General features: G+C 73.6%; 16 protein-coding genes. 5 read left to right on the plus strand and 11 right to left on the minus strand.

The genetic code is table 11. From position 1 onward, the window contains the following. Window positions 1-113 precede the first annotated feature (113 nt). Window positions 114-908 carry a hypothetical protein gene (locus ACPZVR_RS00925; protein WP_436697686.1) on the plus strand — a complete coding sequence of 265 codons (795 nt, stop codon included), beginning with the start codon at window positions 114-116 and terminating at the stop codon, window positions 906-908. A 34-nt stretch (window positions 909-942) separates the two neighbouring features. On the opposite strand, the gene ACPZVR_RS00930 is transcribed toward ACPZVR_RS00925, so the two are convergent. From ACPZVR_RS00930 to ACPZVR_RS00940, 3 genes are all read right to left on the minus strand, one after another. Further along, window positions 943-2,013, minus strand: a complete 1,071-nt coding sequence (locus ACPZVR_RS00930; RefSeq protein WP_436697687.1) for a Dyp-type peroxidase — start codon at window positions 2,011-2,013, stop codon at window positions 943-945. 165 nt (window positions 2,014-2,178) lie between these two features. After that, window positions 2,179-3,513 carry a right-handed parallel beta-helix repeat-containing protein gene (locus tag ACPZVR_RS00935; protein ID WP_436698210.1) on the minus strand — a complete coding sequence of 445 codons (1,335 nt, stop codon included), beginning with the start codon at window positions 3,511-3,513 and terminating at the stop codon, window positions 2,179-2,181. Window positions 3,514-3,632: 119 nt separating this feature from the next. Next, window positions 3,633-4,019: a hypothetical protein gene (locus ACPZVR_RS00940; RefSeq protein WP_436697688.1), complete on the minus strand. Its 387-nt coding sequence runs from the start codon at window positions 4,017-4,019 to the stop codon at window positions 3,633-3,635. A gap of 130 nt (window positions 4,020-4,149) precedes the next feature. Here ACPZVR_RS00940 and ACPZVR_RS00945 point away from each other — a divergent pair, with 130 nt between their 5' ends. After that, window positions 4,150-5,034, plus strand: a complete 885-nt coding sequence (locus tag ACPZVR_RS00945; RefSeq protein ID WP_436697689.1) for an AAA family ATPase — start codon at window positions 4,150-4,152, stop codon at window positions 5,032-5,034. A gap of 7 nt (window positions 5,035-5,041) precedes the next feature. Beyond that, window positions 5,042-6,472, plus strand: a complete 1,431-nt coding sequence (locus ACPZVR_RS00950; RefSeq protein WP_436697690.1) for a VWA domain-containing protein — start codon at window positions 5,042-5,044, stop codon at window positions 6,470-6,472. Between the two features lie 20 nt (window positions 6,473-6,492). Here ACPZVR_RS00950 and ACPZVR_RS00955 read toward each other — a convergent pair whose 3' ends face one another. From ACPZVR_RS00955 to ACPZVR_RS00970, 4 genes are read right to left on the minus strand one after another with little or no spacing between them, the layout of a single operon-like run. Beyond that, window positions 6,493-7,959, minus strand: a complete 1,467-nt coding sequence (locus tag ACPZVR_RS00955) for a flavin-containing monooxygenase (RefSeq protein WP_436697691.1) — start codon at window positions 7,957-7,959, stop codon at window positions 6,493-6,495. Then, a complete protein-coding gene (locus ACPZVR_RS00960; protein WP_436697692.1) occupies window positions 7,960-8,670 on the minus strand; it encodes a TetR/AcrR family transcriptional regulator in 711 nt (236 codons plus the stop codon). It abuts the gene before it with no gap. Between the two features lie 20 nt (window positions 8,671-8,690). Beyond that, window positions 8,691-10,388 (minus strand): FAD-dependent oxidoreductase, encoded by a 1,698-nt coding sequence (locus ACPZVR_RS00965; protein WP_436697693.1) that lies wholly within the window; start codon window positions 10,386-10,388, stop codon window positions 8,691-8,693. A 22-nt stretch (window positions 10,389-10,410) separates the two neighbouring features. After that, window positions 10,411-11,415, minus strand: a complete 1,005-nt coding sequence (locus ACPZVR_RS00970) for an AurF N-oxygenase family protein (protein WP_436697694.1) — start codon at window positions 11,413-11,415, stop codon at window positions 10,411-10,413. Between the two features lie 138 nt (window positions 11,416-11,553). Between ACPZVR_RS00970 and ACPZVR_RS00975 the strand changes: the two genes are divergently transcribed. Further along, window positions 11,554-11,688 carry a hypothetical protein gene (locus tag ACPZVR_RS00975; RefSeq protein ID WP_436697695.1) on the plus strand — a complete coding sequence of 45 codons (135 nt, stop codon included), beginning with the start codon at window positions 11,554-11,556 and terminating at the stop codon, window positions 11,686-11,688. Between the two features lie 76 nt (window positions 11,689-11,764). Here ACPZVR_RS00975 and ACPZVR_RS00980 read toward each other — a convergent pair whose 3' ends face one another. The 4 genes from ACPZVR_RS00980 to ACPZVR_RS00995 all read right to left on the minus strand — a co-directional run bounded on the left by ACPZVR_RS00980 (window position 11,765) and on the right by ACPZVR_RS00995 (window position 15,861). Next, window positions 11,765-13,219, minus strand: coding sequence for a hypothetical protein (locus tag ACPZVR_RS00980; RefSeq protein ID WP_436697696.1), 1,455 nt, complete (start codon window positions 13,217-13,219; stop codon window positions 11,765-11,767). Next, complete coding sequence (locus ACPZVR_RS00985) at window positions 13,216-14,163, minus strand: hypothetical protein (protein WP_436697697.1); 948 nt, start codon at window positions 14,161-14,163, stop codon at window positions 13,216-13,218. Before ACPZVR_RS00985 ends, ACPZVR_RS00980 begins: the two co-directional genes overlap by 4 nt. Window positions 14,164-14,171: 8 nt before the next feature. Further along, entirely contained in the window at window positions 14,172-14,624 is a 453-nt protein-coding gene (locus ACPZVR_RS00990) for a WXG100 family type VII secretion target (RefSeq protein ID WP_436697698.1), read from the minus strand. A gap of 67 nt (window positions 14,625-14,691) precedes the next feature. After that, window positions 14,692-15,861 carry a pyridoxal phosphate-dependent aminotransferase gene (locus ACPZVR_RS00995; RefSeq protein WP_436697699.1) on the minus strand — a complete coding sequence of 390 codons (1,170 nt, stop codon included), beginning with the start codon at window positions 15,859-15,861 and terminating at the stop codon, window positions 14,692-14,694. Window positions 15,862-16,052: 191 nt separating this feature from the next. Here ACPZVR_RS00995 and ACPZVR_RS01000 point away from each other — a divergent pair, with 191 nt between their 5' ends. After that, window positions 16,053-19,472: an HtaA domain-containing protein gene (locus tag ACPZVR_RS01000; RefSeq protein ID WP_436697700.1), complete on the plus strand. Its 3,420-nt coding sequence runs from the start codon at window positions 16,053-16,055 to the stop codon at window positions 19,470-19,472. Window positions 19,473-19,604 lie beyond the last annotated feature (132 nt).

The following is a 19,604-nucleotide window of genomic DNA, read 5'->3' on the forward strand; positions in this document are numbered from 1 at the left end:
CAGCACGGACGAACCTCACCCCGGGCTTCCGCGTCAGCGGGACCCGGGGTGAGGTTCGTCAGGGGCGGTCCGAGAGCATGGCCCCGGCGCAGGAGAGGAACGAGGATGGGCAGATGACGGTGCGAGTACAGCGCAGGACCCTGCTCGGGGGCGCGCTCGGCGTGGTGGGCCTGGCCGTGACGGCGACCGGCTGCGGGGCGGACGACGCCGCCGCGCCGACGCCGGAGGAGCCGCGGGCGCTCGGCGGCGAGGAGGCCGAGGCGCTGGCGCTGGTGCGCTTCCAGCTCTACTCCGCCTCCCCGGTGGCGGTGCGCATGGCCTGGCCCGGATCACCCGCGATCTCCTACGCCATCACCCTCGACCTGCGCGAGCACCTCGCCTACGGCACCTTCGAGACCCGCGAGGGCGACGAGACCGACGGTGGCTTCGCGGCGTGGGACCTGGCGACGGTCGCCACGGCACCGGGTGCCGCCGGCGACCCGCCCCCGGAGCCGGGCGCCTGGACCCAGCGCGCGCTGTCGACGCAGTATCCCCACGACATCTTCCTGGCACTCGCCCTCAACCTGGGCAGCGACCGGCCGGAGAACCCGGCGCTGCTGCGCCAGAGCACGGCTCGCTTCCTGCGCTCCGACGAGGTGGACGGCGTCGAGGTCTCGGTCCTCGAAGGTCCGCAGCCCGCATCCGCGACCGCGTCGCCGACGGCCGGGGGCGGATCGACGGAGTCCGGCCGGACCCGGTACTGGATCGACGCCGAGGGGGCGCTGCTCCGCTTCGAGGCCTACCTCGGCCAGGCCCAGGGCGAGTTCGCCCGCGTCGACGTGGTCCGCGAGGACGCCGCCTCCTCGCCGGCAGCGGGTGACGCCGCCCTGCGCGCCCGGGCCGCGGAGGTGCTGGCGTCCCGGCGCTGAATCGACCCGGCGCGTTCAAACGCGCCGGGTCGATTCAGGAGCCGAAGAGAGCGGCGCCGAGCGGTCGGTCCGCGGTGAACCCCGGCAGGACCAGGTAGCCCAGTTCAGCGGTCGGCGTCGCGAAGTCCATCAACCGGTCCGTCCGGTCCATCCGCTGCTGGGTGCGGGCGAAGACCCGCACGTCGTTCTGGAAGCTCCAGAAGAGCAGCCCGGGCTGCGGAGCCGCGCCGTCGCGGTCGATGCGGACGGCGTAGCTGCGCCGGGCCATCAGCGGGGAGCCGGTGAAGGAGGGATGGGCCGCGCGGGCGTGGGAGTCGGCGGGCACGAGGTACTCCCCGTGCGGGGTCTTCGCCGTCAGGTCGACGTCGTCGTCGGGCTTCCCGCCGCTCAGCGGTGTGCCGTCGGGCCGGCGCCCGATTACGGCTGACCGGTCCTCGGGGTCGAGCGCGCCGAAGGACGCCACGTCCAGGGCGAACCGGCGCACCACGCCGATCGTCCCGCCCGCCGCGGCCCCCTCGGCGATCCACACCCCGTCGTCCATCGCGGCCGCGTCCGCCGGCTGGACGATGCCGTCGCGGAACCCGAGCGGGTTGCGGACCACCGCCCCCTCGCCCGGGGAGCGGAACGCCCGCTGGACCCAGCTCACCCGCAGCCGGTCGTCGGCGGCGGGACCGGCGAGGAGCAGGTCGACGACGTGGTCCGGCAGGGCCGCGTCGTCGGCCGCGACGGCGAGCACCAGGTCGCCGTCGCGCCGGTCGCGGGGCAGGGCGTCGCTGCCTCGGAACGCGGGCAGCCGGACCAGGTCGCCGAGGCCCGGCTCGGCGAGGTCGGCCCACGCGGCGCCGATGCCGACCTGCACCGTCAGGTTCCCGGGCCCGTCAGGCAACCGGGGGTCCGGTGGGTCGGTCGCCGTCAGGGCGCGGATCTCGTCGCCGAGACCGGCGAGCAGGGCGGCGACGGCCGCCCGGTCCAGCGGCGTCCCCGCGCGCTCGCCGAGGACGACGAAGGACAGGTGGTGCGGGGGAGTGGCGGGACGGTCGACCCCGGCCTGCCGCCCTCCGGTCGCCGCCACGGGGGCGCCGCGACCGCGGGCAGCGGCAGCCACGTCCGGGTCAGGGGGCGTGGCTGCGGCAGGCGGTGTGCCGGTCTCGTCGGTCGCGCGCCTCCCGGCCCACAGCCCGCCGGCCCCGCCGACGGCGAGGCCCCCGGCGGTTCCCGCCAGAAGTCGCCGGCGAGTGGTCGCCGGGCGGCTCTCCTCGTCCACCGGCGGCTAGCCCCGACCGAGGTCGGCGAGCAGCGATGCCGCGGGCACCGTGATCCCCGAGAGGTCCGGGTGGATGAGCGTGTCCGGCAGCGGGAGCGGTATGTCATCGGTGGCGTCGAGCGACGGCAGGTCTCCGGGCAGCGGCACCTCCAGGAAGCTCATCCCGTCGGGCGCCTGGCCGCCCGGCAACGCGTCGGCGGTCACGGCGGGCTGGGTGCCGCCGCCACAGCGGTCGAGGAGATCGAGCGGGAGGAGCGAGAGGCCGGCGGCGTCGGCGACACAGTTGCCGGTCGCCGGGGCCAGCTCGTCCGAGGCGTTGGCGAGGTCGACGCCGTTGTCACGGAAGGCGTTGCCCTCGAGGGTGTTCCCCGTGCTCGGGACGTCCTCGACGCTGTCGAGGAGCACCCCGGCGCGCACGTTGCCGGCGACGAGGTTGCGCACCAGGCGGTTGTCCTGGCCGCCGCCGACGCCGATGCCGATCCCCCAGCCGCCGTCGGCCTGCGAGGGCGAGCGCTGCTCGCTGTTGTCGGTGACGACATTGCCGGCCACCAGGTTGCCGCGCTGCGGGACGAACGCCTCCTGGTAGTTGGAGGTCAGCGTCATCCCGACCCGGTTGCCGCTGAACCGGTTGCCGACGATCGACAGCGAGTCGGACGCGTTGGCGTTCTCGAAGCCGACCGCGTTGCGGGTGGTGACATTGCCGGCCACGACGGTGTCGCACTCACGGCACTGGCCGACGTAGATCCCGCTGTCGGCGGACCCCGACGCCCACGAGTCGACGATCATGCCGTGCCGGGTGTTGAAGGCGTAGATGCCGTAGAGGCCGTTGTTCGTGGCCGTCACGTGGTCGATCCGGAACCGCTCCAGGGGTGGGAAGCGCTCCGGATCGAACGACTCGTAGCCGTCCTGGGCCGGCGTCAGCACCTCGCGGCCCTCGTGCACGCCGGTGAACAGCACGCCGTAGAGCGTCGTACTGGTGACGGTGAGGTTCTCGACGGTGACGCCGTCGGCGATGACCACGATCCCGGAGGTGCGCCGGCCCTCGCCGGTGATGACCACGTCGTTGCGGTCGGTGCCCCGGATGGTCACGCCCGGCACCTCGACCAGCACCTGCTCGGCGTAGGTGCCCGGACCGACGAGCACGAGGCCGCCCTCGGCCACGGACTCCAGCGCCTCGCTCACGGTCGACGCGTCCTCGGGGACCCGCACGACCTCCGCGCGGGGCGCGGCGGGCTCCTTCTTCCCGGATCCCTCGGCGGAGGGGTCGGAGGAGCATCCGGCCAGTGCGGTGCCGGTCAGGAGGAGTGCGAGCAGGGCCGCGGGAAGCCGACCTCGGGACACGGGCAACCACTGCTCCTTCGTACGTCGGCGTCGGGCTGCACGCCAACCGTAGTCACCCGCGGCGCGCGCGGCACGAGGACCCACCCCCGGCGCCGGGTCGGCGGCCCTAGGGGTGAGTCCTACTCACCCCTCGGGCCCAGGCAGACCGCGACCAGCTCGCCGGCGACCTCCCCGCTGAAGACGGCCCACCCGCGGTCGAAGGAGACCAGCTCGGTGCTGCCGTCCGGCGTGCGGACGATCGCCTTGCTCGGGATCACGCTGCGGTCGAAGCCGGTGACCGAGCAGCGGTTGGCCTGCATCATCGCGTCCAGCGGTCCCGAGGACATGTCCAGATGGGGCGTCGGACCGGCCGGTCGCGGCGACGCCGACGGGCTGATCGCGCCGAAGCCGACGAGCAGCGTGAGCGCCGCGATGGTGATGGCCGTCCGGACGGCGTGGACGCCCACCCGGATCCAGTGCGGCGACCGGTCCGGCGACCGGTCCGGGGGCGCGACGGATGCGCTCATCACGTCCCCCTTGCCCACTCAGTCGTTCGCCCGGAGCCGGGCCTTCCCCACTGCCGATCACAACGACCGCGGGCCGCTCGGGTCACGACCGCGTGACGCGGCCGACACGCCCGCACGGCAGGATGGCTCCATGACCTGGTTCGACGCTCCGGCCGACGCGGCCGCCCGGCTCGCGACCGCGGGCTATCTCGCCGACGCCGCCACCGCGACCACCACCTACCTCGCCGGCGCGCTGGAGAAGCCCCTGCTGCTGGAGGGGCCGGCCGGGGTCGGCAAGACCGAGCTGGCCAAGGCGGTCTCGCGGGCGACGGGCGCCGAGTTGGTGCGGCTGCAGTGCTACGAGGGCCTCGACGAGGCGCGGGCGCTCTACGAGTGGAACTACAAGAAGCAGCTGCTCCGCATCCAGGCCGCCAACGCCGGCGGTGGGGACGGCGGGGGCGTCGACTGGGACGCGACCCACGACGACATCTTCTCGGAGGAGTTCCTGCTCACCCGGCCGCTGCTGACGGCGATCCGCCGCGAGGAGCCGACCGTCCTGCTCATCGACGAGGTCGACAAGACCGACATCGAGGTGGAGGGCCTGCTGCTGGAGGTCCTCAGCGACTTCCAGGTCACCATCCCCGAGCTCGGGACCGTCGCGGCGACCCGTCGCCCGTTCGTCGTCCTGACGTCGAACGCCAGCCGGGAGCTGTCCGAGGCGGTGAAGCGGCGGTGCCTCTACCTGCACATCGACTATCCCGACGCGGCGCGCGAGCGGGAGATCCTGCAGCAGCAGGTGCCCGGCCTCGACGACCGGATCGCCGAGCAGCTGGTGACGACCGTCGGCCGGCTGCGCGACCTGGAGCTCAAGAAGGCCCCCTCCATCGCGGAGTCCGTCGACTGGGCGCGGACCCTGATCGCGCTGGAGATCCGTGACCTCGACGCCACGGCGATCGCGCAGACCCTCGGCGCCGTACTCAAGCACCAGTCCGACCACGAGCGCGCGGTCAAGGAGCTCAAGCTCGCCCGGGCTTGAGGCCGTCATGACGCAGTACGCCGAGCAGTCCGGGCTCCTCGACCGCCACCTGGCGTTCGTCGAGGCGCTGCGCGGCGCGGGGCTGTCGGTGTCGCTCGCCGAGGACATCGACGCGCTGGCCGCGCTCGGTGCCGTCCGCTGGAGCGACCGCGCGATGGTGCGTGACGCGTTCGCGGCCACCCTGGTCAAGAAGCAGGCGCAGCGCACGACCTTCGATGCGCTCTTCGACGTCTACTTCCCGGCGATGGTGGGCGACGGAGCCGCCGCGCACGGCGCCGACGACGCCGGCGCCGACGCGGAGGGCGGTGCCGGCGAGGCGGCCGTCCGCGACAACGCCGCCGCCCTCGTGGACTTCCGCGACCGGCTCGCCGAGGCCCTCGAGGCGTCGCAGATCGACGAGGCGGAGCTGCGCCGCATGGCCGCCGAGATGGTCGGCGTCTTCGGTGCCATGCCCGGTCGCGGCCCGGGCCTGTCCTCGTGGTCGGCCTACACCGCGCTCCAGCGCGTCGCTCCCCAGGAGCTGGTCGACCGGCTGGTCGCGGGCCTGATGGCTGAGGGCGTCGACGAGGAGGACGCCCGGCGCCGGGCCAACCGCCGGATCGGCTCGTTCACCGCGATGGTGGAGGACGACGCCCGGCGCCGGATCGCGGAGGAGAAGGGACCCGACCACGTCGCCGACGTCGCGATCCGCCCCAGCATCGACAAGCTCGCCTTCATGGCCGCCCGGCGCGCCGATCTCGACGAGATGCGCAAGGAGATCTTCCCGCTCGCGCGTCGGCTCGCGACTCGGCTCGCCAAGGAGCAGCACTCCCGCCACGCGCGCACGGCGCCGCTGGACTTCCGGCGTACCGTCCGGGCCTCCGTCGCGACCGGCGGCGTCCCCCTCACCACCCACCATCGCCCGAAGCGACCGCATCGCACCGACCTGGTCGTGCTGTGCGACGTCAGCGGCTCGGTGGCCAACTTCGCCCAGTTCACGCTGCTCTTCGTGTTCGCCCTGCGCGAGGTGTTCCAGAGCATGCGGGCGTTCACCTTCATCGACCACGTACACGAGGTCACCGGCCACTTCCGTCCCGGTGCCGATCCGGTCGACGTGCTGGCGGACCTCTCGGCGAGCGCCAGCCACGCGGCACTGTGGGGCCGGACCAACTACGGCCGGGCGTTCGCGAAGTTCGAGGAGAACCACGCCGACGCCCTCACACCGAAGACCACCCTGCTCATCCTCGGCGACGCCCGCTCCAACTACAGCGACCTCCACGAGGACGCGCTGCGCCGGCTGACCGGGTCGGTGAAGCGGGCGTTCTGGCTCAACCCCGAGCACGAGCGCAACTGGGGCACCGGCGACTCCGCCGCGCCGTCGTACGGCGAGATCGTGCGGATGATCGAGTGCCGCAACCTCGCGCAACTGAGCGAGTTCGTCCACGACCTGGCCTGGTGAGCGCCGGGTCGGCGGGGCGGTCAGGCGGTGAACTCCAGCGTGTCGTCGGCCACCGGCTTGCGGAAGACCAGGACGTCCTTGAAGTAGTTCATCTTCAGCCGCCAGGGGAACACCGCCCCCTGCTTGGGCAGCGTGTCGATGGAGCGCATGACGTAGCCGGCCTCGAAGTCGAGGAAGGGCTCCTCCGCGACGCCCGGGTCGCGACGGGGTACGACGATCCGGGTGCCGGTGCGGTCCAGATGGCGCAGCACCTTGACGACGTACTCGCACACGAGATCGGCCTTGAGGGTCCACGAGGCGTTCGTGTAGCCGATGATGAACGCGAAGTTCGGGATGTCGCTGAGCATCAGGCCCTTGTAAGCCATCGTCTCGGACGGCGTGATCTTCGTGCCGTCGATGCCCAGCGTCGCGCCGCCGAAGATCTGCAGGTTGAGGCCGGTGGCGGTGACGATGATGTCGGCCTCGAGCTCCCTGCCGGACTTCAGCAGGATCCCCTTCGGCGTGAACCGGTCGATGTGGTCGGTGACGATGTCGACGGTGTGCTGGCGCAGCGCCTTGAACAGGTCGCCGCCGGGGACGGCGCACAGGCGCTGGTCCCAGGGGTCGTACGGCGGCTTGAAGTGCTCGTCGAAGCTGACGTCCTTCGGCAGCTGGCGCTCCAGCAGCCTGCGCAGCAGGGCGCGCGACTCCTTGGGCCGGGCCTGGCAGAACTCGTAGAACGCGATCCGGCTGGTGAGGTAGCGGGTGCGCACGAGCGCCTGGGCGACCTTGTCGGGCAGGCGCTTGTACATCTGCGCCGACAGCTTGTCGTACGTCGGCTGGCTGATGATGTAGGTCGGCGTGCGCTGCAGCATCGTGACGTGGCCGGCGCCGGAGTCGGCGAGCGCGGGGATCAGGGTGACGGCGGTGGCGCCGGACCCGATGACGACGACCCGCTTGCCCTGGTAGTCGAGGTCCTCGGGCCAGTGCTGGGGGTGGACGATGCGTCCCTCGAAGTCCTCGGTGCCGGCGAAGTCGGGGGTGAAGCCCTCGTCGTAGCGGTAGTAGCCGGAGGTCGACCACAGGAAGCTCGAGGTGAGCTCGATGGTCTCGCCGGTGTCGGTGCGCTCGACGGTCACCGTCCAGCGCGCGTCCTGCGTGGAGAACTCCGCGTGCACCAGCTTGTGGTGGTAGCGGATGTGGCGGTCGATGCCGTTCTCGGCGGCCGCCTCCTTGAGGTAGGCGAGGATGTCCGGCCCGTCGACGATCGCCTTGGCACCCTTCCACGGCTTCCAGCCGAAGCCGAGGGTGTGCATGTCGGAGTCGGAGCGGATGCCCGGGTAGCGGAACAGGTCCCAGGTGCCGCCGAGGGAGTCGCGCATCTCGAGGAGCGCGTAGGTCTTGTCGGGGAACGCCTTGCTCACGTGGTACGCCGCGTCGATGCCGGACAGCCCGGCGCCGATGATCAGCACGTCGACGTGCGTGGTCGCGTCTGCGGTGTCGCTCATTCAGGCTTCCTTGAGGTTGAGGAGCTGCTCGATCGGGAGGTCGGGCACCTCGATCCGGCGGGAGGCTGCGAGACCCTCGATCTGCAGCCAGGTCACGTCGGCGAGCAGCCGGGTGAACTGCGGGGCCGGCGGGCGCAGCTCCTCGCGGGAGCTCCAGTTGCGCACGGCGGCCATCACGCCGCCGACGAGCAGGAAGACCCACGGCGTCAGCGCGTCGCGGTCGTCCTCCTCGACGTCGGCCTCGAGGACGGCGAGGAAGCCGCCGATGACCAGCTCGATCTGCTCGGCGATCTGGCCGATCGCCACGTCGAGTGGCTTGGTCGGGGCACCGGGGATGTCGCGCTCGGCGAACCTCATCAGGGCGACGTTCCGCGCGCCCCAGCCGACGTACGCGTCGATGATCCGGTGCACGATGTCGCGCGGGGTGCCCTCGAGGGTCACGGCGGCGAGCAGCAGCTCGCCGGCGCGGTTGCAGATCTCCTGCTGGATCGCGACGTCGAGGTCGGTGCGGTCCTCGAAGTAGCGGTAGAGGACCGTGCGGTGGATGGAGGCCTCGTCGGCGATCAGCTGCACGCTCAGCTCGGCACCCGGCTCGAGGTCGCGGGCGAGGACGGTGACGGCGGCCTCGATGATCGCCTGGCGGCGGTCGGCGTTGTGCTGCTGCCAGCGTCGCTTGCGACCGTCGGGCTGGTTGCGTTCGGCCGTCCCCATGGCGGCACCTCCTCGCGTCGTCACGATGTCATCGACACCGTACGTCGAAGCAGCCCGCGGCGGCGGGTCGCGACCGGGGCGGCGGAGACCGAGCGCTGCTCGTCGACATCGGTGATCTTGACCCGGGGGCGGCCGGCCTGCCCGCCGCGCTCGCGCTCGGCGGCGTCCAGCCGCTGCCACGCAGCGAGGTCGGCGGCGCCGGGATGACGGGCGGCGACGAGGGCGGTGACGGAGGCGGCGCTGCCGCTCGGTGCCGGCAGGCCGGCGTCGAGGTCGTCGAGGATCGTCTCGACGGTCTCCTGGGCGTCGGTCTTGTTGGTGCCGATGAACCCGACCGGTCCGCGCTTGATCCAGCCGACGACGTAGAGGCCGGGCTCCACGCGGCCGCGGTGGTGGGGCACGGTGGCGGTCCGCTGGTCGAACGGGAGCCCGGCGACCGGTGTGCCGCGATGGCCGACGGAGCGGACCACGAGGCCGGTCTCGATCGTGCGGACGTCGTCGGTGGCGACGGCGCGGACGGTGCCGTCGGGGTCCTCGACCAGCTCGTTGCGGGCGACGCGGACGCCGACGACCCGGCCGGCGTCGCCGAGGATCTCGACGGGGGAGGCGGCGAAGGTGAGCACGATCCGACGCCGGCCGGGGTCGCCCGAGGGGGCGCGCTCGGCCAGCTCGCGCAGCAGCACGCTGCGCTGGTCGTCGCCGGCGAGCAGCGCGGGATCGGCGTCGACGACCACGTCGACGTCGTCGAGCGCGGCGAGTCCGATCAGCTCGGGCACGGTGAACGCCGCCTGGGCCGGACCACGCCGGCCGAGGACGACGACCTCGTGGACCCCGCTCGCCCGCAGCTGCTCCAGGGGGCCCGGCGCGAGGTCGGTGCGCTCGAGGACCTCGATCGGGCGGGACAGGACCCGCGCCACGTCGAGTGCCACATTGCCGTTGCCGACGACGACGGCGCGCCGCGAGGGGTTGGAGCCGGCGTCGAGCGGGACCGTGAGCCCCTGCTGGTCGGGGTGCCCGTTGTACCAGCCGACCAGCGCGGTCGCCGGGATCGAGCCGGTCAGGTCCTCGCCCGGGATGCCGAGGCCGCGGTCCGCGGACGCGCCGACCCCATAGACGACGGCGTCGTAGTGGGCCCGCAGGTCGGCGAGGGTCACCCCGGCGGGCGTGCCGATCTCGACGTCGAGGAAGTAGCGGAACCGCGGTTGCCGCTCGATCGCCTCGAACAGCCGGGTGACCAGCTTGGTCGACGCATGGTCGGGCGCGACGCCGTGCCGCACGAGGCCGTACGGCGTGCGCAACCGGTCGTAGACGTCGACCCCGTCGATCTCGGGGTGCTTGAGCAGCTCGTCGGCCGTGTAGAGCCCGGCCGGCCCGGCCCCGACCACCGCGACCCGGAACGGCCCGGGGCGGGTGAGCCGGCGCTGCGGCGGCACCAGCGCGACCGGCGTCCGGTCGGCGTGCGGGAAGGCGTCGTAGTAGGACGCGTTCAGGTCGAGGAAGGGCAGCTGCTTGGTCGTCAGGGCCGCGTCGGGCACCATCGCGCCGACCGGGCAGGCCGTCGCGCAGGCGCCGCAGCCGACGCACGCGGTCGCGTCGACGTACACCATCTCGGTGGTGCCGAAGCCCGGCTCGCCGGGTGCGGGGTGGATGCAGTTGACCGGGCAGGCGACGACGCACGAGGCGTCGGCGCAGCACGACTGCGTGACGACATAGGCCATGGCGCGGGCTCGGGGGGTCCGGTCAGACCGCGGCGGACTTGGGCTCGCTGCGGAAGCGCGAGGGACGCCCGTCGATGCCGAGCAGACGCCACACGCGGCGCGAGACCCGGTTCATCAGGCCGAGCTCGTCGGCGAGCATCCGGACGTCGCCGAAGGTGTCGCGCAACAGCTTCTCCGACTTCTCGGACTTCCAGTAGACCTCGCGCATGACGTGCTTGGGGATGCCGAGGTCCTTCTGCATCTGCTTGCTGGGCTTCATGATGACGTCGCACAGCACCCGCATGATCACCGGGAACGCGAGCGACAGACCGAAGCGCTGGAGCGTGCCGTAGTCCTTGGAGCGCTCGACGAGGTAGGAGTGCGCGAAGCCGATGTGGCGGGCCTCCTCGGCCACGTGGATCTGCATGACCCGGGTGATGATCGGGTGCATCTCGTGGCCCGAGCGCAGCACCGACTTCTGCAGGTAGTCGATCGGCTCCTCGCCGGCGAGTACGCCGAAGAAGAAGATGTTGGGCAGTGGGCCGCCGGCCAGGGAGAGGAACGGGGCGACCTTCACGAACCACTTCGGGCCGCCCTGGACGTCGACGCCGATCCGGTTCACCGCCTCCTGGAACATCTGCGTGTGGTGGCACTCCTCGGTCGCCTCGTGCGTGGAGTAGCGGAACTCGGCGCGGTTGTTGGGCATGGCGATGAGGTGGCTCATGATGCCGCCGATGAGGATCTGCTCGAACTGCAGGCCGACCTTGGCGATATTGGCCATGCGGTACCTGCCGATCTCGATCTGGCGCTCGCGGGGCAAGGAGCGGTACCACTCGGTGCCGCCGAGCGAGTCGACCTCGGGCAGGATCCAGCGCGGGTCGTCGGGGACGACCTCGAACTCCGGGCTGTCCCAGGCGATGTCGAGGAAGGCGTCGAAGTGCTGGTGGACCGAGGCCTCGGAGAGCACGCGCAGCGTCTCCTGGTAGCTCAGGCCCTCCAGGTCGCGCGGGGCGGGGGTGTCGATCGGGGCGTCGGCGGTCGCAGTCATGGTCGTCGATCCGTTCTCTTCATCGAAAGCGGGAGCGTGCACGCTGTTAGCGCAACAACATGTTGCATACATTGACCCCGGTTTTGTCAAGGGGATCGGGCGAAGTGCCCGAGCCGGACCGCTCCGACCCGGTCGGGTGTGACCGGGATCGCTCGCGGTAGCGTCGCCGACGAGCGGCGCGCGAGCATCGCCGACCGGTCCCACGACGGCGAGGAGTGGACGGTCCGCTACGACCGGACCTCCGGCACGCTGCCGGGGGAGTTCGCCATCTGAACGGTTCACCTACCGATGGGGCGTGCTGGCGGCCCCGGGACGACGAGCTCGGGGGGTAAGCCGCGGCGCTGTCGGATCAGCGGTCGGAGCGCAGGTAGCCCAGCTCGCGCCAGCGGGCCAGCGCCGCGACCAGATCAGGGTGGTCGGCGCGGTCGGCCGCCCGGCCGCCGGCCACGGGAGCGGGGACGCCGGGCTCCGCCGCGGCGTCGTACACGACGGTGAGGCGGTTGGCGGCACCGGCGTTGATGAGCGAGCCCAGGAGGGCGACCGGGTCGCTGCGGTCCTCCAGCGACAGCAGGCGGACGTCGTCGGGCAGGCGCGCGAGCTGGGTCGAGGGGGCCTCGGCCGTGACGACCTGGTCGACGACGAAGCCGGGCAGGTCGGTCCGGGTCGCCACCTCGAGGGCGACCGCGCCACCGCTGCCGCGGCCCACGAGCATCACCCGGGCCGGCGCCTCCCCGGAGCCGGTCGGTCCGGTCGGCCCGGTCGTCCCGGCGGCGTCGGCGAGGGCCCGGACCACGGCGGCCGCCTCGCTGGAGGGGTCGCCGGACACCAGGCGCAGTCTGCCCGGCGCGGGGGCGGGTGCCGCGGCACCGGAGAGGAAGGCCAGGAGTCGTCCGGGCGCGACCCGCAGGATCCGGACGGGATCACCGTCGGCGCCGTCGCTGAGCAGGGTCATCAGGTCGCCGAGGCCGGCCGGGACCTCGGCCGGGTCGTCGACGGAGGCGGCCGGCGCGGGGGGCGTCGGCTCGGTGATCCCGACCGCGACGTCGCGCAGCGCGGCGCCCCAGTCGTCGGCCAGCGGGGCGATCCCGGCCGCTCGCAGCCCTCCGGCCCGGGCCGAGCGTCCCGCGCCGCCGGAGAGCACCCCGGCGGTGAGCAGGCCCCGCATCTGCAGGCTGTCGAGGACGCCGCCGCCGGTGGTGACGTGCTCCATCAGCTCGGGGTTGGCCTCCGCCAGCTCGCCGAGGTAGGCGGCGACGCCGTCTCGGTCGAGCGCATCGGTCTCGATGAGCCCGGCGGCGACGATGGCGCCGCCGAGGTTGACCTCGGGGGCGAGGTAGCCGATGGCCTTGCCGGCGATCGAGCCCAGCGTCTGGTACGCCGCCGCCTGGAGCTCGTCGATCCAGCGGTAGGTCATCACGGTCGCCCGCAGGACGAGGGCGTCGGCGTCGAGCTCGATCGACCGGCTGAGCAGGCTGCCCTTGCCGGACGTGGCCGCGCGGACCTCCTCCTCGGCGGTGGCCCAGGTCGTCGGCGAGAGCGGCGCCGCGTCGGCGACCTCGGGATCGTTCAGCACGTCGCTCCCGAGCTGCGCCCACTCCCGCATCTGCGCGCCCGCGTCGTCGAACAGGTCGGCGAGGCGCAGCATCTGGTCGTACGGCCCGTCCGGGCCGAGCGTGTCGGATATCGAGCTCGCCGCACGGTCGCTCGCTCCGCTCGGAGCGTTGGCGTCGCGCGATGCGGCGTCGCTGCCGTCCGCCACGCTGCCGGCCCTGCGGCCGAGCTCGGTCTCGTCGGCGTCGGTCACCGGATCGCCTCCCCGAGCGCGGGGGCGACGAGGAGCGCGAGGTCCTCGGGCGCCATGGCCTGGACCTCCAGGCGCAGGACGCCGCCCTCGTGGTGGGGCCGCAGCGCGCGCCAGCCGTCGGCGAGCAGGGTCCAGGAGACGACGCCGACGGTGTCGACCTGCGCGCCGGACACGTCGGCGACGAGCGCCCGGAGCCGGCCTTGCGCCTCGCTCGCGAGCGCGCTCAGCACGCCCACGACGGCCTCGTCGGAGAGCGGCCCGCTGTGGGTGCGCACCGCGCCACCGTGGCGGGCGGCGAGCACGGACAGCAGGTCACCACGACCCGACCCGCTGGCCTCCGCGGCGGCGTCGGCGAGCTCGAACGGCAGGTCGACGTACGACGGCACGGCGGACCGGCCGAGCTCGACCTCCTCCGACACCGCGGCGACCCGGGCCAGCTCGCCCGCCCAGGCGTCGGTGGCGAACCAGCCGAGCTCGAAGACGATCCCGTCCACCGTGGCGAGCGACGCCACGGCGCCGCCCTCCTGGCGGTGCCAGACCTTCGCCTGCACGCCGGCCATGGCGACGTCGATGTCGAGCGCGAGGCGCGGCGCGGCCAGCAGGCCGATCGCGCCGGCCAGGCCGGGGTCGAGGGCACCGGCGGTGACGAGACCGCGGCGCTCGAGGGACTCGGCCGGGTCGTGGAGCGCGGCGACCGCCCGGCGGAAGGACTCGTCGTCGAGGGCGGCGGGACTCTGTCCGAGCCGGGCCTGGATCGGGTCGGCCGCCTGTGGCTCGGCGATGTCGAAGGGCAGCGGCGCGCCACCGGCCAGGCGCGCGGCGTGCTGGAGCTCGACGAGGGTCAGGCCGATCCGCCGCGGCGCGGCGGCGAGGGCGCCACCGTCGGAGCCCGAGCCGGCCGCGGCCGAGAGGGGCGTGAGGCCGGTGAGGTCGATGGTCGGCATGCCCGCGATCAGCGCTCCAGCCCGGGGACGTCGACGGTGAGCCAGTCGCGGTGGCCGTCCGGGGGCGGGCTGAACGCCGCCAGCATCTCGTCGAGCGGGTCGGGGGAGATCGTGGGGCCGTCACCGGCCTCGTTGCGGGCGGCGATGGCGGCGATCCGGGCCCGCGCGTCGGCGACGAGCGCCGTGACCCGGGCCTGGGTGGCGGCGATCTCCTCGCGCACCGCGTCGACGCTCTCGGCGTGGTCGGCGAGGGCGTCCGCGGCGGCCGCGTGACGGTCGGCCGCCACGCGCAGGTGGCTGGCGCGGTCGGTGACCCGCTCCCGCATCGCCTCGGCCGCGCGACCGGTCCAGCCCAGAGCCTCGACCCGGGCGACCAGCTGGTCCGCCAGGGCGCGTACGTCGGCCCCCTGGTCCCGCACCTGGCTGGCACGACGCCGGATGACCTCGCTGTCGCCGTACATGAGACGCGCCCTTCCCCTTTCCCGCCTGGACCAAACCCCGCCGACCCGCCGGTCCGCCGGCTCCTTCCTACAGGTTGCCGTCGAGGCGGTCGAGCGCGGTGGTGATGTCGTCGGACGTCCCGGCGAAGCTGAACCGCAGGAACCGGCCGCCGTCAACGGTGTCGAAGTCGATGCCGGTGGCGACGGCGACGCCGGTGCGGGCCAGCAGGTCGCGGCAGTACGCCATCGAGTCGGTGGTCAGGTGCCCGACGTCGGCGTACGCGTAGAACGCGCCGTCGGCCGGGGCGAGCCGGGTGATGCCCAGCCGCTGCAGCCCGTCCAGGAGCAGCGTGCGGTTGTGGGCGTAGCGCCGCACGTGCCCGTCGAGCTCGGCGTACGCCGCGTCCTCGAACGCGCCGAGGGCCGCGTGCTGGGCGAGCACGGGCGGGCAGATGGAGAAGTTGCCGGTCAGGACGTCGACCGGCCGGCGCAGCCGCTCCGGCGCGAGCATCCAGCCCAGCCGCCAGCCGGTCATCGAGAAGTACTTGGAGAACGAGCCGAAGACGACCGCCTCCCGGGAGGTCTCCCACGCGCAGCCGGCGCGCGAGCCGGCGTACTGGATGCCGTGGTAGATCTCGTCGGACACCAGCTGCACGCCCTGCTCCTCGCACCAGCGGGCGATCGCGGCGAGCTCCGCGGGCAGCAGCATGGTGCCGGTCGGGTTCGCGGGGCTGGCCACGACGAGCCCGTCGAGCGGCTCCCGGGCGTGCGCCTCGGCGAGCTGGTCGACCGTGGGCTGGAACCGCGTCTCCGGTCCGGTGGCGATCTCGACCACCTCGCAGCCGAGCGCGGCCAGGACGTTGCGGTAGCAGGGATAGCCCGGCCGGGCGATCGCGACCCGGGCGCCCGCGTCGAAGGCGGCGAGGAAGGCCAGCAGGAAGCCGCCGCTCGACCCGGTCGTGACGACGACGTCGTCGGGCTCGACCGCCACGTCGTAGCCGCGCCGGTAGTGGCGGGCGATGGCGGTGCGCAGCTCGACGATGCCGGTGGCGGTCGTGTAGCCCAGCGGGCTGCCGCTGCCCAGCAGGCGCATCGCCGCCACGTTGACCGTTGCCGGCGCCCCGGTGCTGGGCTGGCCGGCCACGAGGTTCACCAGGTCGCCGTGCGTGCGCTGGCGCTCGCCCGCCGCGGCCAGCAGGTCCATCACGTGGAAGGGCGGGACGTTCGCCCGAGCGGCGGCGGCGAGGCGGTCGGTCACGTGGCCGACCCTAGTGCCGCGGTGTGGGCGCCGTGTCGGACATCCCGGTCGTCCCCGGCGCCGGATCACAGCGGGAAGGCCCGGTACGCCGCCGCCCGGCGCCGCCGCCTGTCCGGATGTTGACAAGGTGTCGAGAAAACCGAGGAGTCGCATTAGGGTTGCCTAACCTAATCTCCGAGGAAGGTATGTGCATGCTGTCCGCATTCCCCCGCCGGCGCCGGGCCCGATGGTCCCTCGCGCTGGCCTCCGCAGTCGGTCTCGGCTCGCTCGGCCTGGTCGGTGTCGCTGCCGCGCCGGCCCAGGCCGCCGTCGCCCCGATCACCACCGGCCCCGGCCTCGACTGGGGCGTCAAGGCGTCGTGGCGCACCTACATCGGCGAGGAGGGGACGACCCTGGGTGACGGTGCCAGCCGCAACGAGGACGGCACCTTCCACTTCCCCGTCGCCGGCGGCTCCTACGACGACGCCACCCGCACCACCCGGCTCGAGCTCGACGGTTCGGTGGAGTTCCTCGGTCACTGCCACGGCGCCGGCGGCACCCACGTGCGCCCCTGCGACCTCGACCTCACCTTCAGCGACGTGCGCGTGGAGATCTCCGAGGACCGGGCGAGCCTCTTCGTCGACGCGGAGAGCCGGCCGATCTCCGGCGGCGACGTGGTCACCTTCGACGACGTCCCGCTCGTCGACCTCGACGTCGAGGACGTCGAGCCCGTGGTGACCGGCGGCACCACCCGCTGGCCGGAGCTGGCCGCGACCATGACGCCGGACGGCGAGCGGATCTTCAACTACGCCGCCGGCACTGTGGTCGACCCGGTCTCCTTCGCGTACGACGGCCCCGGTGGGCGACCGGTCGGGGAGACCTGGGACGTCGCCGGGCAGAGCGTCCACGAGGCGGTGGCCGCCGATCCGCAGCCCTCCACCCTGCCGAGCCGTATCGTCGGCCGGCTGAGCAGCGGCGAGCTGGTCGGCTGGAGTAGCGCCACCTACCAGATCGCGGTCCTCGATCCGACGACATGGGCGCCGCTCAGCGACTGGGTGAGCGGACCCGGCGTCACCGGCAACATCCTGCGCGACTCGATCGCCATCGACCCGGCGACCGACACGATCTTCGCGGCCAATGTGACGAACAACCTCGACGACCGGCGACTCGCCACGTTCCACTGGGACGGCAGCACGCTCGCGATGACCGAGGTCGCCGGCGGCTACGCGCCGGACCTGAGCCCCGACAGCGGCAGCGGCGCGACCTGGGACGAGGCCAACGACCGCTACCTCATCGCGCGCACCCGGTCGGCCACGGCCACCGACCTGTGGGAGGTCGTCGACCTCGCCGGTACCTGGACCGCCCGCAAGCTCGGACCGGTCACCCTCAGCAGTCCCGGAGCGTCGACGTGGGAGAACGCGATCGTCAACCTGGTGGCCGTCCCCGACGGCCCCGGGCGAACCGTCCTGCTCGGCACGACCCTGTTCGGGGACCGGCCGCTCCAGCGCATCGCGCAGGTCGGCGCCGGCTTCCGCGGCGAGCCGCTCGCGGAGGCGGGCGACCTGCGGCCGCAGCGGATCCTGCGCACGCGCAATGGCGTCTACGCCGTCGTCTCCGGCGTGGAGGCTGCCTTCCTCCCCCTCGTCGGGTACGCCGAGGGCCGCCGACTGGGCAGCGCGACCGAGGCCGTCCCCTTCCGCGTCGCGACCGACTCCAACCGCAACCGGTCGATGCTCGCCGTCGACGGGGACAGCGACACCCTCCTCGGCGTCACCGACTCGAACCAGAACATCACCCGGCTGGAGCGCGGGAGGCTCGTGGCCCGCGGCGCCCTGACCACCGGCGCCTACGGCGACAACGCGGTGCTCGGACTCGACGCGGACGGCCACGTCCGGGGCGTGCGGAGCGACCAGCTCCAGGTGCTGCGCGTGATCGCTGAGAGCCCGGCGTTCGCCCGCCAGCCGGAGGCGCCGGTCGCCGATCTGACCGGCGCGTCCGCGGCGATCGCGATCGCCGCCGAGGTGACGGGCACGCCCGCCCCGACGCTGACCTGGCAGACCCGGACCCCCGGTCACGCATGGAGCGACGTCGCGGGGGCGGACGGCGCCACCCTGACCGCCGAGGTCACCGCCGCCGACCTGGGTCGGCAGTACCGTCTCGTCGCCGAGAACGCCGGTGGGCGCGTGGCCAGCGACCGGGTGACGCTGACGCTGCGCACCCCGCCGCGGATCATGGTCCAGCCCGCCGACGTCAGCGTCGCCCCCGGCGAGGATGTCGAGCTCAAGGTGATGCCCGACGGCACGCCCGCGCCCGACGTCCGCTGGCAGCAGCGGATCGGCGGCGTCTGGCACGACGTGCCCGGACAGGACGCGGCCACGCTGCGCCTGGAGGACGTCGACGCCAGCCTCTCCGGCACGGCCTTCCGGGCCCGGCTGAGCAATGCCGTGGGCACTGTCGTCAGCGACCGGGCGACGGTCACCGTCGCGGCGCCGTCGACAGACCCGCGGGAGATCACCGGCGGGACGGTCGACTGGGGCGTCAAGGCGTCCTTCCGCGCCTACATCGGCGGGCCGATCGCCCACGGCTCGATCAGCGCCGAGGACGGTGTGGTCGTCAACGACGACGGCACCTTCGCCTTCCCGGTGCGCGACGGCGCGTGGGACCCCGCCGGCACCAGCACCGTCGAGCTCGGCGGGTCGGTCCACTTCACCGGTCACGACTCCGGTGCGGGCCCGCAGCTCGACCTCCGGATCACCGATCCGCGGCTGGTGATCGACGCCGACGGCTCGACCCTGGTGGCTGACGTCGTCTCGCGCGGCCTGGCGAGCGGCGACCTCGCGACGTACGACGACGTAGTGCTCGCCGACCTCGCCACCGGCGACCGGGTCCGGGCGCTCGGCGACACCCTCACCGTCGCGGCGGTGCCCGCGACCCTGACCGCGGCCGGTGCCCCGGCGTTCGCCGACTTCTACCCGGCGGGGACCGACCTCGACCCGATCGACGGCGCGATCGAGCTCGGCGAGGTGATCGGGGAGCCGGGCACCGAGCCGGAGCCGGTCGGCACGACGACCGGGCTCCTCGTGGCCGGCGCGACGCCGTACGGCCAGGAGGTGGGTGTGCAGGTGGCGGTGCGCGCGGCCGATCGCCGCGCGGTCCACGGCACCGTCGAGCTCGGCCTGGCCGGCCGGACCTGGACCGCGCCGGTCGTCGACGGCGTCGCCTCGACCTCGGTGCCCGCCGGCACCGCCCCCGGCGCCCACCGGCTGGAGGTCAGCTTCCCCGGCGCGGACGGATTGCGCTCGTCGAGTGCTGGGGGCTGGGTCCAGATCGTGAAGGCGACCCCGACGGTGCGCGCTGCGCTGCCGAAGAAGCGGGTCAGCCGCCGGGCACGGGCGAAGGTGGCCGTCGTGGCGTCCCTGCCGGGCAGCCCGCTGCCGGTCGACGGCCGGGTGGTCGTGCGGGTCGATGGCAAGGTGGTCGAGCGCGCGCCGCTCGCCCCGAACGTCCGGGGCCGGACGGTCCTGCGGCTGCCCCGGCTCGCCCCCGGCCGGCACCGGGTGACGGTCACCGTCGCGGCCGACCCCCGGTACCGGGCCACCACCGGCAAGCCAGTGGTGCTCCGGGTCCGCTGACCCGGCACAGATGAAACAGCCAGGCACGCCGACCCGGCGCAGATTGAACGGCCAGGCACGCCGACCCGGCGCAGATTGAACGGCCAGGCACGCCGACCCGGCGTGAGCCGCCCGAGCTCCCCGAGCTCGCCC

It is taken from the genome of Nocardioides segetis (genome assembly GCF_051390595.1).
GTDB lineage: Bacteria > Actinomycetota > Actinomycetes > Propionibacteriales > Nocardioidaceae > Nocardioides.

Bases quoted from the DNA above. Each gene is read 5' to 3' on its own strand.
- ACPZVR_RS00965 (WP_436697693.1), bottom strand. From the start codon at position 10,388: ATGGCCTATGTCGTCACGCAGTCGTGCTGCGCCGACGCCTCGTGCGTC.
- ACPZVR_RS00925 (WP_436697686.1), top strand. From the start codon at position 114: ATGACGGTGCGAGTACAGCGCAGGACCCTGCTCGGGGGCGCGCTCGGC.
- ACPZVR_RS00955 (WP_436697691.1), bottom strand. From the start codon at position 7,959: ATGAGCGACACCGCAGACGCGACCACGCACGTCGACGTGCTGATCATC.
- ACPZVR_RS00960 (WP_436697692.1), bottom strand. From the start codon at position 8,670: ATGGGGACGGCCGAACGCAACCAGCCCGACGGTCGCAAGCGACGCTGG.
- ACPZVR_RS00945 (WP_436697689.1), top strand. From the start codon at position 4,150: ATGACCTGGTTCGACGCTCCGGCCGACGCGGCCGCCCGGCTCGCGACC.
- ACPZVR_RS00940 (WP_436697688.1), bottom strand. From the start codon at position 4,019: ATGAGCGCATCCGTCGCGCCCCCGGACCGGTCGCCGGACCGGTCGCCG.
- ACPZVR_RS00950 (WP_436697690.1), top strand. From the start codon at position 5,042: ATGACGCAGTACGCCGAGCAGTCCGGGCTCCTCGACCGCCACCTGGCG.
- ACPZVR_RS01000 (WP_436697700.1), top strand. From the start codon at position 16,053: ATGCTGTCCGCATTCCCCCGCCGGCGCCGGGCCCGATGGTCCCTCGCG.
- ACPZVR_RS00985 (WP_436697697.1), bottom strand. From the start codon at position 14,163: ATGCCGACCATCGACCTCACCGGCCTCACGCCCCTCTCGGCCGCGGCC.
- ACPZVR_RS00990 (WP_436697698.1), bottom strand. From the start codon at position 14,624: ATGTACGGCGACAGCGAGGTCATCCGGCGTCGTGCCAGCCAGGTGCGG.
- ACPZVR_RS00970 (WP_436697694.1), bottom strand. From the start codon at position 11,415: ATGACTGCGACCGCCGACGCCCCGATCGACACCCCCGCCCCGCGCGAC.